The organism is Paraburkholderia sp. Cy-641 (assembly GCF_011752945.1).
GTDB lineage: Bacteria > Pseudomonadota > Gammaproteobacteria > Burkholderiales > Burkholderiaceae > Paraburkholderia.
Genome location: NZ_VWWM01000076.1, coordinates 1 through 13,421, shown reverse-complemented (window position 1 = coordinate 13,421; position 13,421 = coordinate 1). Strand labels below are relative to the sequence as shown.

The window sequence follows — 13,421 nt, the reverse complement described above, 5'->3', positions numbered from 1 at the left end:
TATGTCAGAGGTTCAAGCTAATCCGTCTATTGTTCGCAGCGGGCCGTTTCAGACGAAACAAGAGCATTCGTTGCAAACCGATATTCTTAAGGACACTCGCCATGCCTTGGAAGCAGCCGGGTTCTACTTTTCCAGTTCAGCGATTAGCGACGCTAACGTCCGCACGCGTTATGATGCAGGCGTTAAAAGAATGAGTGAAATGGTTCAGGATGAAGTAAATTCCGGGCGTATGACGGTTGCAGAAGGTGCGGAGTTCTGCAACACAATGCGTAATCAGATCATGGAAGAAACCCGGAAGGTAACTTCGGCATGGGGTCTAGCCCGTGCGCAGGGCATGAAAGGCCAAGGTATCAGCTATGAGGCCATTCTGGATCGTTACGCAAATCGGCTTTTCTCAAAGCCATTTCGCAGCTTGACGAGCGAAGAAAAGGACCAGGCTTACTATGCAGCTATTGAGGCGGCAGGGCGAAGCAACGCGAAGGTCAACGCGAAGACGGCGCGGATGCGAACAGCGGGAAAGGTTGGGCTACTCGTAACGGGTGCCCTTGCCGTGTGGGCCATCGCAGGAGCAGATGACAAGGTTACGGAGACGGCGCGACAGGGAACAATCCTTAAAGGCGGTATGACAGGTGCCGCATTGGCAAGTATGGCCGTTGGGTCTATATGCGGGCCGGGTGCGCCGTTTTGCGCAATCGCGGTTCTTATCATCGGCTCGACGGCAGCGGCTACGGTCACGGATATAGCGTATGACGACTACCTGGACGAAGTGAAGGAATTTCAGGCATGGAGAATTCGATAGCTGACACTGACCGGGAAAACGTATGGCAGGTAATGTCGGAGTTTTTCGTGGACAATGAAATTGACTATGACTATTGGGCTGAAAAGATCGCGCGATTTCCGATTGAAGAATTGAAAGATATTTTTTTCAGAGAGGTTGCGCCGGTTTGCGGGCCTAATGTCCTAACGCCAGTGCCCCCCGCTTGGCTTACTTTCGATACTGAGTGGGTTGTGGATGAAATAAAACGCAATCTATCAAAGCGGGAAAGCGCCTTGATATATCGGGCGCGCTATGATGCCAACGTAATTTACTACCGCATCCGCTGCCGTGAGTTTTGGTCCGATGTCGAGGATGCAATTATCCGAATCCGCGCAAAGCGGCATATAGCAGAAAAACCCACGCAGCTGTAATGAGTTCGACCTCGCTTCGGCGAGGCTTTTCATCCCCGCTGCTCTTTCGCATGCTCTTGTATCCAGTCGAGCGCCGCGCGATGGGCGTCGACATAGCTCCGTGTCGGATGCGTGCCAGTTTCGATCCCGTACCGGTACGCTCGACCGATCGACGCGCGCACGCAGCGCCGGCGCGCCCGGCATGCATCGGGCACCTGAGAAGGCACCCGAGAGGGCCTATGAGAAGGCACCTGAAAGGGTCCCTGCACGCGGCGATGCCCTTCGTCATGACGAGCCTGCGAAGCCGGTGCGATGGGGCGCGCTGCTTTCGCATCGCACGGTGCTCGGCATGATGCTCGGCTTCTTCTGCATGAACTTCGTGAAGTACTTCTTCATCACGTGGTTTCCGAGCTATCTGATGGAAGCGCGCGGCTTCTCGCTCGCGCAGCTCGGCACGCTCGGCATGATTCCGGCGCTGTGCGCGATTCCAGGCGGCTGGATCGGCGGGGCCACGTCCGATGCGCTGTTCCGGCGCGGCTGGAGCATGACCGCCGCGCGCAAGACCTGCCTCGTCGGCGGCATGCTGCTGTCGTCATGCATCGTGCTATGCGCCTTCGCGCAAAGCCCCTTGCTCGCGATCGTGCTCTTTTCGGTGACCTATGTGAGCCTGTCCTTCGTGTCCGCCAACGCCTGGTCGCTGCCGGGCGACGTGGCGCCCACGCGGCGTCATGTCGCGACGATCAGCGCGATTCAGAACACGGCTTCGAACGTCGCGGGGATTCTCACTTCGACGTTCACCGGCGTGATGCTGACGATCACCCACGGCTCGTTCCTGATTCCGCTCGTAACGGCGGGCGCCTTCTGCGTGATTGGCGCCGGTGCGTATCTGTTCGTTGTCGGCCCGGTCGAACCGATGACGATGAAATCATCGGATGACGAGGGCGTGGCGCTGAAGGTGACCTGAAGCGGCAGAGCCCGCCTGCCGACGGGCAACGCGGCTAATGTGGGCAAAGGCGTGGTCGAAGGCGGGCAATCTGCGCAAGGCGAGCGAGTCTGGCGCGATGGCTCAGTCATGACGCCGCAACTGCAGCGCATAAGTGAAGCGGTCAGCCGGCAACACGCTGACCGTGGCCTCGAAAACGATGCCATGCTCGTCGATATAGTGGCGCGTGATCTCCAGCGCATGCTCGTCGGCCGTCGCGCCGAGCTGCTTCGCCACGCGCGCCGGAACGCCGATCGCGCGAATTTCCTGGCGCACCTCACGCACCACGCGGCCGAAGCGCTGCTCGACCATTTCGCAGATCAGTCCCGAGCTTTTGCGCAGCTCGCGCCGGATGCCCGCGCCGAGCGCCGGTTCGAGATAGACGTCGGTCCAGCAGATCGGCCGGTCCGGTTTGGTCGGATCGACGCGCAGCATTTCCGTGCGCAGCCAGCGCGAGCCGGTGGCGACACCGAGCTGCGCCGCGAGCGACGGGCTCGCCGAAATCTCCATCACCGACTGGACATGGCGCTCGGTGACGACCGCGAACTGCACCAGATCCTCGACGCTCGAGAGCGACTGCTCGAACGCCACGCGCGGCTTGCTCGCCTCGACGCGAATGCCCGCGCGCTTGCGGCGCGAAATCAGCCCGAGTTCCTGCACGCGTTCCAGCGCCGAACGCACGGTCGCGCGGCTCACGCCATATTGCGCCGACAGATCGAGTTCGCTCGGCAGCGCGGAGCCCACTTCGAACGTGCCATCTCCGATAGCCTGAATGAGTTGCTCGGCCAGTTCGGCATATCGCGGTTTCATCTGAATCTTCCTTCTTCCTCTTTGCTTTCCTTGGGCCGCGTGCATGGCGCGGCGGGCTAATGCTAGCCGCGCGCGCCGGCGTTGCCAAGCGGGGCACCGGCGGCGCGAACCCCGTCGGTTCGCGTAAACCCCTAGTTGACCCGTCCAGCATGTCTCAATATAGTCCGTACATATTCATAAAGTACGGACATATTAAGCGGCTGTCCAGACCCTGGAAAGCCGTCGTGACAGGAGATGGGCATGGCTGTGCATGGCGAGAGTGCGAATCACCCTAACTTAGAGGCTAAGCCGCCGCAGGCGCGCCGCAAGACGCCGTTCTATGCGCGGCTCGGCGTGCAGATCGTGGTCGGCATCGTGGCGGGCATCGCGCTCGGCTTTATCGCGCCGAAGCTCGCGGTGGACATGAAGGTGCTCGGCGACATCTTCCTGCGGCTCATCAAGATGATCGTCGCGCCGCTGGTGTTTCTGAACGTCGTGCTCGGCATCGCGGCGGCCGGCGATCTGAAGAACGTGGGGCGCATCGGCCTGCGCGCGCTGATCTACTTTGAGATCGTGTCGACCGTCGCGCTCGCCATCAGCATGGTGGTGGCCAATCTGTCGGGCGTGGGCCTCGGCATGCATCTCACGCAGAGCAGCGAAGCCGCCGCCGCGGTGCATGCGCAATACGGCAAGGCCGGGCCGATGTCACTCGAACACTTCCTGCTCACGCTGTTTCCCGACAACTTCGTCGGCGCGTTCGCGAACGGTTCGCTGCTGCAGGTGCTGGTGATCTCGATCGGCTTCGGCGCCGCGCTGCTGATGCTGAACAAGGACTCGCGCGAAAGCGTCGAAGGCGGTTTGTCGCGCATGTCGGAGTGCTTCTTCAAGTTCGTCGACGTCATCATGAAGTTCGCGCCGCTCGGCGCATTCGGCTCGATCGCGTTTGCGATCGGCAGCAGCGGCATGAATGCGGTGATCGAGCTGGGCTATCTGCTCGTCGTGATGTATCTGACGCTGGCCTTCGTCGTGGTGGTGGTGTTCGGCGTCATCCTGCGGATTTACGGCTTCAATATCTTTCGCTATCTGCGTTACTTCAAGGACGAGATCTTCCTGCTGTTCGCGACGGCCTCGTCGGAAAGCGCGATGCCGCGTCTGTTCGAAAAGCTCGAACGGCTCGGCTGCTCGCGCCAGTCGACGGGTCTCGTGCTGCCCACGGGCTACGCGTTCAATCTCGACGGCACCTCGGTGTATATGTCGCTGTGCGTGATGTTCATCGCGAATGCGTACGGCGTGCATCTCGATCTGCATCAGCAGCTCGGCCTGCTCGTGCTGATGCTCGTCACGTCGAAGGGCGCCGCGACGGTGTCGGGCGGCACCTTCATCGTCTTCGCGGCGACCGTCACCGCGTCGGGCATCCTGCCCGTCGAAGGCTTGCCGATCCTGTTCGGCATCAACCGCTTCACCTCGCAGGCGGTGTCGATCTGCAACGCGATGGGCAATAGCGTCGCCACGCTCGTGATCGCGAAGTCCACCGGCGAGTTCGACGAGAGCAAGGCGCGCGGCGAATATCAGCGCGTGTTCGGCGTCGCGCCCGGCAAGGTCATCTGAATTCGGAATCTCAAAGGAAAAATGATGCGTATTACGTCCGTCAGGGAAATTTCAGTTCCGCTCGAAGGCAATGTCGCGAACGCGCTCGTGAGTTTCGCGGAGCACGATGTGTCGCTGGTCGCGCTCGAAACCGATGTGGTGCGCAACGGCAAGCCGGTGATCGGCTATGCGTTCGATTCGATCGGCCGCTTCGCGCAGGGCGGCATCCTGCGCGAGCGCATGATTCCGCGCCTCGAAGCCGCCGCACCCGAGACGCTGCTCGACGCGAGCGGCGAGCTGTTCGATCCGGAAGCGGTGCTGAAGACCGTGCTGCGCAACGAAAAGCCGGGCGGTCATGGCGACCGCGCGGCGGCGGCGGGCGCCCTCGAACTCGCCGTATGGGACCTGAATGCGAAGCTGCGCGACGAGCCGGCCTATGTGACGATCGCGCGCCATTACGGCCGCGCGGGCAAGCGCGAAGGCGTGAACGTGTACGCGGCGGGCGGCTACTACTACCCGGACGATAGCGTGCAGCGTCTCGCCGACGAGTTCAGCGGCTATCGCGCGATGGGCTTCGATGCCTTCAAGATGAAGATCGGCGGCGCGGACCTGAAGACCGATCTCGCCCGTATCGAAGCGGCGCTGACGGTCGCGGGCGAAGGCCAGCGTCTGGCCGTCGACGCGAATGGCCGCTTCGATCTGGAGACGGCGCTCGCCTACGCGAAAGCCATCGCGCCGTATGACTTGCGCTGGTACGAAGAGATCGGCGATCCGCTCGACTTCGATCTGAACCGGCAAGTTGCGCAGGCCTACGCGGGACGTATCGCGACTGGCGAGAATCTTTTCTCCGTGCCGGACGTGAAGAATCTTGCGCTGTTCGGCGGCATGCGTCCGGGCAAGGACATCTTCCAGATGGACGCGGGGCTCGCGTACGGCCTCACCGAATACGCGCGCATGATCGAACTGATCGAGCGTCACGGCTTCGACCGGGCGCAGGCGTATCCGCATGGCGGCCATCTGATCAACCTGCATATCGCCGTCGGCCTGGAGTTGGGCGGCTGCGAGGCGTACCCGGGCGTGTTCCAGCCGTTCGGCGGTTATCCGGCCGGCTGCGGCATCGGCGGCGGGCTGGTGCGCCCGACCGACGCGGCAGGCTTCGGCCTCGAAGAGAAGGACGGTCTGCGCCCGTGGCTGGCGCGTCTTTCGAAGTAAAGCGCGAAGTCAATCGCGCAGTAAAGCGCTCAGTAAATCGCGAACTCAATAAAGGCATTCAAGGAGCCCGTCATGGCAACGACTGTTTTCGATTCGGCATTGTTCCGCGACATGTTCGGCACGCCCGAGATGCGCGAAGTGTTCTCCGACGAGGCGTATCTGCGCCGCTGCATCGACGCGGAAACCGCGCTGGCCCGCGCGCAGGCGAAGGCCGGCCTGATTCCCGGCGACGCTGCGAGCGACATCACGGCGAAGGCCGATTTCGGCAAGCTGGACCTCGAGAAGCTGCGCCATGAAACCGAGATCGTCGGTTATCCGATCCTGCCGCTCGTCAAGCAGGTGAGCGAGATGTGCGGCGAGGCGGGGCGCTATCTGCACTGGGGCGCGACGACCCAGGACATCATGGACACCGCGACGATGCTGCAATGTGCGCGCGGCGTCGCGCTGATCGAAAAGCAGCTCGACGAAGTGCGTGAGGCGTTACGCGAACTCGCGCTCAAGCATGCCGACACGGTGACGGCGGGCCGCACGCATCTTCAGCACGCGTTGCCGGTCACGTTCGGGTTTCGCGCGGCGGTCTGGCTGTCGGCGCTCAATCGTCATGCCGAGCGTCTTCAGCAGATGAAAGCGCGCGCGTTGATGGTCGAGTTCGGCGGCGCGGCGGGCACGCTCGCGTCGCTCGGCGACCCCGGGCGTGCGCTCGATACGCGGCGGCTTTTTGCCGAGGAACTGGGGCTGCGCGATCCCGAGATCACCTGGCACGTCGCGCGCGACGGACTGTACGAACTCGTCTCGGTGCTCGCGGGCATCGGCGGCTCGCTCGGCAAGATCGCACTCGACGTGATGATGATGGCGGCCTCGGAATTCGGCGAAGTCGCGGAGCCGTTCGTGCCTGGCCGCGGCGCCAGCTCGACGATGCCGCAAAAGCGCAATCCGATTTCGAGCGAGCTGATGTTCGCGGCGGCGAAGATGCTGCGCGAGCGCGCGGCGCTGATGCTGGACGGCACGATGCACGATTTCGAGCGCGCCACCGGACCGTGGCATCTCGAATGGAGCGCCGTGCCGGAGAGCTTCCTGCTCGCGGCGAGCGCGCTGTTCCAGGCGAATTTCATGCTGCGCGGCTTGCAGGTCGACAGCGCGCGCATGCGGCGCAATCTGGACCTGACGGGCGGCCTGATCGTCGCGGAAGCGGTCATGATGGGGCTCGCGCCTGCCATCGGGCGTCAGCATGCGCACGACGTGGTGTACGACGCGTGTCGCGTTGCGATCGAAAATGGCCGCACGCTGTACGACGTACTCAAGGACAACGAATCGATCCGCGAGCGCTTCGACGATGCGAAGCTGAAGGCCTTGACGGACCCGACGAACTATCTCGGCGCGGCGGCACTGATGGCGCGTTCGGTCGCGGCGCGAGCCTAGATCGACCCGCCTGGATAGCCGGCGTGCCCGCGCGGCACATGCGGCACATGCGGCTATATATCGAGCCCGTATTCGCCCGCATGTTCCGCGATCAGATCGCGCAAGACCCGCGCGAAGCTTCGCGCGGCCGGCGACATATTGCGGTCCGAGCGGGACAGCAGGCAGACGTTGCGTCTCGCCTTCGGATCGTCGATCGACAGGAAGCGCACGCCGCCCACGCCGCCGATGCGCGTCAGGCTCGGCAGCACGGTGATGCCGATGCCTTCCCGCACGATCGACAAAAGCGACATCACACTGCGCGCATGCATGATCTGATGCTCGTTGATCGAGAGAAACGCGGGCGTATCGATACCGTCGCAAATCCCGTTGCCGACGAACGAGCGGTCGCGCAACGCGTCCCACGGGATCGGTCCGTCTATCTTGCAGAGTGGGTCGTCCTCGCGCACGACGAGCGATAGCGGCTCGGAAAACAGCAGCTGGACGTCGATGTCCGGCAAGCGGCGCGAACTCGCAATACCCCAATCGATGACTTCACGGCTCACGGCCTCGGCAATCGCCTGAGAGTCGAGGTCGCGCACGCGCACGACCGCGGCATCTTTCTCGGCGCGGAAAATCTGCAAGGCGCGCGGCAGGAACGTGAGCGAAATGGACGGCAGCACCGCAATCTCGATGCTGCCCGCGCCATTGTGAATAAAAGAACTGATCGAACGATCCACGCGCCTGTTGTGCTCCAGAAGATCGCGCGCGCGATCCACCACGAACTCCCCGAAGCGCGTCAAGCGCGTCTTGCGCTCGCCCTCGAACAGCGCACCGCCGATTTCGTCTTCGAGCTGCTTGAGCGTCATCGACACCGCCGACGGCGTGCGGTGAATCCGCTCCGCCGCCGCGCGAATGCCGCCGGTTTCGGCCACCGCCACCAGGACACGGTACTGCATCAGATTCGGCACATTCGTCTCCGTTTCAGAAAACCTGAACAAAAGTATAGTTTATTAGAATTGACTGAAACAAATTGATGCCGTCTTATAGATGTCACGGAAACATTTTTTGGTGAGAAGAGTGGATATCAAACCTAACTTCATAGCTGGCGAATGGCAAAGTGCCACGGACTTCATCGAGAACCTGAACCCGTCGGACACGCACGACGTGATTGGCCGTTACGCCCAAGCCAGCGCGGCACAACTCGATGCCGCGCTCGATAGCGCGCGTGAGGCGCAGCGGGTGTGGGCAGCGACCGGACTCGAGGCGCGCGCCAACGTGCTGGACGCGGTCGGCCGCGAACTGATGGCGCGCTCGGGCGAACTGGGCGAGCTGCTCTCGCGGGAAGAAGGCAAGCCGCGCGCCGAAGGCGTGGGCGAGGTGTATCGCGCCGGCCAGTTCTTTACCTGGTTCGCCGGCGAAGTGCTGCGCCAGCCGGGCGATGCGGTCGCGTCGGTGCGCGCGGGCGTCGACGTCGACGTGCGCCGCGAGCCGATCGGCGTCGTCGCCGTGGTGTCGCCGTGGAATTTCCCGATCGCGACGGCGAGCTGGAAGATCGCTCCCGCGCTGGCCTTCGGCAATGCGGTCGTGTGGAAGCCGGCGAATCTCACGCCGGCGAGCGCGGTCGCGCTGACCGAGATCATCGCGCGTCAGGCGATTCCGAAGGGGCTCATGAGCCTCGTGATGGGCAGCGGCCGCCAGGTCGGCCAGCGGCTCGTCGAAGACCCGCGCGTGGCGGCGGTTACCTTCACCGGCTCGCTCGAAGTCGGGCGCGGCGTGGCGGCGGCGGCCGTGCGTAACCTGACGCGCGTGCAGATGGAAATGGGCTCGAAGAACGCGCTCGTCGTGATGGACGACGCCGATCTGGACCTCGCTGTGTCGCTCGCGGTGAACGGCGCGTTCGGCGGCACCGGGCAGAAGTGCACGGCCTCGTCGCGGCTCGTCGTGCACAACCGCGTGCATGACGCGTTCGTCGAAAAGCTGGTCGCGCGCACGCTCGAACTGAAGGTCGGGCATGCGCTGCAAGCGGGCACGCAGATCGGCCCGGTGGTCAGCGAGCAGCAGCTCGAAGCGAATCTGGCCTACGTCGAACTGGCCGCGCAGGAAGGCGCGACGCGGCTGTGCGGCGGCACGCGCGTCGAACGCGAGACGCCCGGCTACTACATGGAGCCGGCCGTGTTCGCGCGTACCCACAACGCGATGCGGATCAACCAGGAAGAAATGTTCGCGCCGATCACCTGCGTGATTCGCGCCGACGATTTCGACGAAGCGGTCGATATCGCGAACGACACGCCGTTCGGGCTGACGGCCGGGATCGTCACGCGTTCGCTCGCGCGTGCCTCGGCCTTTCGCGAGCGTTCGCGCTCCGGTTGCGTGATGGTCAATCTGGCGACCGCCGGCACGGACTACCACGTGCCGTTCGGCGGCACCCGGCAGTCGAGCTACGGGCCGCGCGAGCAGGGCCGCTACGCGGTCGAGTTCTATACCACCGTCAAGACTTCGTACATTCACGCTGGAGAGGCCGAATGAATCGCGCCGTCACGCCTTCGAAGAGGATCGTCATCGACGGGATGCAGTTCGCACGCTGGTCCCGCAAGGTGTTCGAGCAGATGCGCGACGGCGGCGTGTCCGCCGTGCACGTCACGGTTGCCTATCACGAGAACTTTCGCGACACCGTCGATCTGCTGGTCGAATGGAACCGCCGCTTCCATGTGCACGGCGACCTGATCGGCTTCGCGGGTTCGGGCACCGAGATGGACGCGGTGATCGACAGCGGCCGCACGGCGATTCTGTTCGGGCTGCAGAATCCGTCGCCGATCGAAGCCAATATCGGCCTCGTCGAGGTGTTGCATCGGCTCGGTATCCGCTTCATGCAGCTCGCGTACAACAACCAGTCGCTGCTGTGCACGGGCTGGACCGAGCGCAACGACAGCGGGCTCACCAACATGGGGCGCGAGGTCGTGCGCGAGATGAACCGGCTCGGCATGATCGTCGATATGTCGCATGCGGCCGAGCGCTCGATGCTCGACGCGATCGAGTATTCGGCGCGCCCGGTCGTCGTGAGCCACGGCAATCCCTACACCTGGCGCAATACGCAGCGCAACGTATCGGACGCGGTGCTCGACGCGCTCGGACAATCCGGCGGCCTGCTCGGGCTGTCGCTGTACCCCGGCCACATGATCCACGGCTCGCAGACCACGCTCGACGAATTCGCGCGGATGGTGGCCGGACTCGCGGAGCGCATCGGCGTCGAGCATATCGGCATCGGCTCCGATCTGTGCCAGGAGCAGCCGCCGCGCGTGCTCGGCTGGATGCGCGAGGGACGCTGGAAGCATCCCGAACCCGACGACGGCATCGCGGCGGGCTTCCCGCCGCAACCCGAGTGGTTCCGCTCGAATCTCGATTTCGGGCTGGTGAGCGGCGGCCTGGAGCGTGTCGGTTTCAGCGCCGCGGAAATCGACGGCATCCTCGGCCTGAACTGGCATCGCTTTCTGCATCAGGCATTGAGCGAGGGCGGTCCCGCGCCGAGCGGCGGTGACGACGACGTATCGCCGTTCGGCGATGCCAACGGAGCATGAGCATGACGACGGGGATCGCACTGCCGGTGGCCGAGATCGAATCTATCGCGCGGCGCGCGCTGCTGAACGCGGGCGCCTCGCAGGACCAGGCGAGCGCGCTGGCGGTGTCGGTGGCCGCCGCCGAGGCGGACGGCATCGCCTCGCACGGCCTCGCTTACCTGCCGGTCTACTGCGAGCACTTGCGCTGCGGCAAGGTCAACCCGGCCGCCGTGCCCACCGTGCAGGCACACGGCAGCGTGGTGCGGGTCGACGCGGACGCCGGCTTCGCGCATCCGGCAATCGGGCTCGGCTTCGCCCAACTGGTGCCGCTCGCGAAGCAGCTCGGCGCCGCGGTGATGGCGGTGGCGAACTCGTACAACTGCGGCGTGCTCGCCTATCACACGGAAACGCTTGCGCGGCAAGGCGTGGTGGCGCTCGGCTTTACCAACGCGCCCGCGTCGATCGCGCCGTGGGGCAGCGCGACGCCCGTGCTCGGCACCAATCCGTGGTCGCTGGCGGTGCCCGACGGCGAGGGCGGCGTGCATTTCGTGATCGACCAGAGTTCCTCGACGGTCGCCAAGAGCGAGGTGGTTCGCCACCGGCGCGACAAGCGGCCCTTGCCGGACGGCTGGGCGCTCGATCGCGAAGGCCGCCCCACCAATAGCGCGGACGCCGCGCTCGACGGCGGCTCGATGGCGCCGGCCGGCGGCTACAAGGGCGTCAGCAATGCGCTGATGGTCGAGATGTTTGCCGCGTGCCTCGCCGGTGCGACGCCCGGGATTGCCGCGTCGCCGTTCTCGGGTCCGGTGGGCGGGCCGCCGCGCACGGGACAGTTCTTTATCGCGCTCGATCCGGCGGCCACCTCGGGTGGCACGTTCGATGCGAGGCTGAAGGTCGTGATGGAAGCGTTCGCGTCGGCCGCAGGCGCGCGCCTGCCGGGCAGCCGCCGGCGCGCGGCGCGCGAGCGCCATCGCGATACGCCGGTCATGGTGGATGCCGTGGTGCACGGCGCGGTGGTGGCGCTCGCGGGCGCGGGTTGACGGCATCGGCGGGGCCTGCCGTCTTCGCTTCATCGATGAACTTTTATAAAAGGAGACACAGATGTTTCGCATAACTAGACGGTTTTGCATGGCAGTCGCGCTGTGCGCGGCGAGTGCGATGAGCGTGTCGGCCTTCGCCGAGCCGCTGCAGAAGATCGTGCTGCGTACCGACTACAAGTTCAACGGCTACGTCGCGCCGTTCGCGCTGGCCGTCGTGAACGGCTATTACAAACAGGCCGGTCTCGACGTATCGATCGAGCAGGGCCAGGGTTCGGGCACGACCGTGCAGACCGTCGCGTCCGGTGCCGACGACTTCGGTCTGTCCGATGCATCGATCGCCGTGCTCGGCATTACCGCGCAGAACATCGGCGTGAAGCTCGTTTCCGTGTACACGCAAACGGCGACGATGGGGCTCATCTACCGCGCCAATTCGGGCTTCACCGGCGACCTCAAGCAATTGCAGCACAAGGCCGTGATTTCGAGCGCCGGCACCGCGGACCTGCGGATGCTGAATCCGGCGCTCGCGAGCGTGGGCATGAGCACCGACGACGTGCAACTGCAGATCGTCGATGCGAACGCGCGCGTGCCGCTGTTCCTGAAAACCGACGGCGCGTTCCTCACCGGCTTCGCGACCGGCGACCTGCTGCGCATCCGCAGCCGCATGCCCGACGCGAAGTACATGCCCTACGCGAAATACGGCGTGGTCGCGTACGGCACCGGCCTCATCGCGAGCGACGACATGCTCGCGAAGCATCCCGACGTGGTGCGCAAGTTCGTCGACGCGAGCCGCAAGGGCTGGGAAGCGGCGCAGCGCAACCCCGAGGCGGCCGTCGACGCGAGCCTGAAGCTGTACCCCGATCTGAACCGCGAGTTCGTGGCGGGCGGCCTGAAGATCGCGCTCAACGAACAGCTGCATACGCCGGCTACGGCCGGTCATCCGATTGGCTGGACCGACGAGGGCGACTGGAAAAAGATGCTCGACGTCCTCTCGAAGTACGCGGGTGTCCACAATCCGAAGGCACCGTCCGCTTACTACACCAACCAGTTCATCTCTCAATAGGGACAGCGGGAACGCAATGAGTACAGCACAGGCAATCTATAACGCCATCGCCGCCGAGCAGATCGATCACGTGTTCTGCGTGCCGGGCGAAAGCTACCTCGCGGTGATGGACGCGTTTCACGGCAGCGACTCGCCGCGCCTGATCGCGACGCGCCACGAAGAGGGCGCCGGGCTGATGGCCGAGGCATGGGCCAAGGCCACCGGCAAGACCGGCGTCTGCATGGTGACGCGCGGGCCCGGTCTCACGCATCTGGCGATCGCGCTGCATACGGCGCAGCAGGACTCGACGCCGCTCGTCGCGCTGGTCGGCCAGGTGCCGTCGGACGTGCGCTATCGCGAGGCGTTCCAGGAAATGGACGTGGTCGCGTATGCGCGGCCGATGGCGAAATGGGCACTCGAAATCGGCCGTGGCGACCGTGCCGCCGAACTGATGCAGAAGGCGTTTCACGTCGCGCAAAGCGGCCGGCCCGGCCCGGTGGTGGTGAGCCTGCCCGAGGACGTCGACCGCGAGCTGGCCGTTTCGGTGCCGGCGCGCATGGCCGAGGTCTACGCGGCGGCGCCGTCGCCGGCCGGCATCGAAGCGGCGGCCGCGCTGCTGCGCGACGCGAAGCGGCCGTGCATCGTGGTCGGCG

General features: G+C 64.5%; 12 protein-coding genes and 1 pseudogene. 11 read left to right on the top strand and 2 right to left on the bottom strand.

Translation table 11 applies throughout. The features are described 5' to 3' along the window. Position 1: 1 nt before the first annotated feature. From F3J20_RS28680 to F3J20_RS28670, 3 genes and pseudogenes are all read left to right on the top strand, one after another. Positions 2–799, top strand: coding sequence for a hypothetical protein (locus F3J20_RS28680; RefSeq protein WP_167285538.1), 798 nt, complete (start codon positions 2–4; stop codon positions 797–799). Continuing rightward, positions 784–1,188: a hypothetical protein gene (locus F3J20_RS28675; protein ID WP_167285537.1), complete on the top strand. Its 405-nt coding sequence runs from the start codon at positions 784–786 to the stop codon at positions 1,186–1,188. Before F3J20_RS28680 ends, F3J20_RS28675 begins: the two co-directional genes overlap by 16 nt. A 181-nt stretch (positions 1,189–1,369) precedes the next feature. Beyond that, positions 1,370–2,131: pseudogene (locus tag F3J20_RS28670) on the top strand (MFS transporter); the annotation flags it as partial. A gap of 102 nt (positions 2,132–2,233) precedes the next feature. Here the strand turns inward: F3J20_RS28670 and F3J20_RS28665 are convergent. After that, positions 2,234–2,959, bottom strand: a complete 726-nt coding sequence (locus F3J20_RS28665) for a GntR family transcriptional regulator (protein WP_167039900.1) — start codon at positions 2,957–2,959, stop codon at positions 2,234–2,236. Between the two features lie 240 nt (positions 2,960–3,199). Here F3J20_RS28665 and F3J20_RS28660 point away from each other — a divergent pair, with 240 nt between their 5' ends. The 3 genes from F3J20_RS28660 (at position 3,200) to F3J20_RS28650 (ending at position 7,156) form a co-directional block, all read left to right on the top strand. Continuing rightward, positions 3,200–4,546 carry a cation:dicarboxylase symporter family transporter gene (locus F3J20_RS28660; RefSeq protein WP_167039901.1) on the top strand — a complete coding sequence of 449 codons (1,347 nt, stop codon included), beginning with the start codon at positions 3,200–3,202 and terminating at the stop codon, positions 4,544–4,546. 24 nt (positions 4,547–4,570) lie between these two features. Beyond that, on the top strand, positions 4,571–5,737 hold the full coding sequence (locus tag F3J20_RS28655; RefSeq protein ID WP_167039952.1) for an enolase C-terminal domain-like protein: 1,167 nt from the start codon (positions 4,571–4,573) through the stop codon (positions 5,735–5,737). A 72-nt stretch (positions 5,738–5,809) separates the two neighbouring features. After that, the gene (locus F3J20_RS28650; protein WP_167285535.1) at positions 5,810–7,156 is read left to right on the top strand and encodes an adenylosuccinate lyase family protein; all 1,347 of its coding nucleotides are present in this window, start codon (positions 5,810–5,812) and stop codon (positions 7,154–7,156) included. 53 nt (positions 7,157–7,209) lie between these two features. Here F3J20_RS28650 and F3J20_RS28645 read toward each other — a convergent pair whose 3' ends face one another. Then, the gene (locus F3J20_RS28645; protein WP_167039903.1) at positions 7,210–8,103 is read right to left on the bottom strand and encodes a LysR family transcriptional regulator; all 894 of its coding nucleotides are present in this window, start codon (positions 8,101–8,103) and stop codon (positions 7,210–7,212) included. A 115-nt stretch (positions 8,104–8,218) separates the two neighbouring features. Between F3J20_RS28645 and F3J20_RS28640 the strand changes: the two genes are divergently transcribed. The 5 genes from F3J20_RS28640 to F3J20_RS28620 all read left to right on the top strand — a co-directional run. Next, the gene (locus F3J20_RS28640; RefSeq protein ID WP_345889940.1) at positions 8,219–9,661 is read left to right on the top strand and encodes an aldehyde dehydrogenase family protein; all 1,443 of its coding nucleotides are present in this window, start codon (positions 8,219–8,221) and stop codon (positions 9,659–9,661) included. Continuing rightward, positions 9,658–10,710, top strand: coding sequence for a membrane dipeptidase (locus tag F3J20_RS28635; RefSeq protein ID WP_167285533.1), 1,053 nt, complete (start codon positions 9,658–9,660; stop codon positions 10,708–10,710). Before F3J20_RS28640 ends, F3J20_RS28635 begins: the two co-directional genes overlap by 4 nt. Before the next feature lie 2 nt (positions 10,711–10,712). Next, positions 10,713–11,729, top strand: coding sequence for an Ldh family oxidoreductase (locus F3J20_RS28630; protein ID WP_167039906.1), 1,017 nt, complete (start codon positions 10,713–10,715; stop codon positions 11,727–11,729). Positions 11,730–11,817: 88 nt separating this feature from the next. Continuing rightward, complete coding sequence (locus F3J20_RS28625) at positions 11,818–12,789, top strand: ABC transporter substrate-binding protein (protein WP_167285532.1); 972 nt, start codon at positions 11,818–11,820, stop codon at positions 12,787–12,789. A gap of 16 nt (positions 12,790–12,805) precedes the next feature. Beyond that, on the top strand, positions 12,806–13,421 hold a 616-nt coding region (locus F3J20_RS28620; protein ID WP_275691492.1), incomplete at its 3' end, for a thiamine pyrophosphate-binding protein.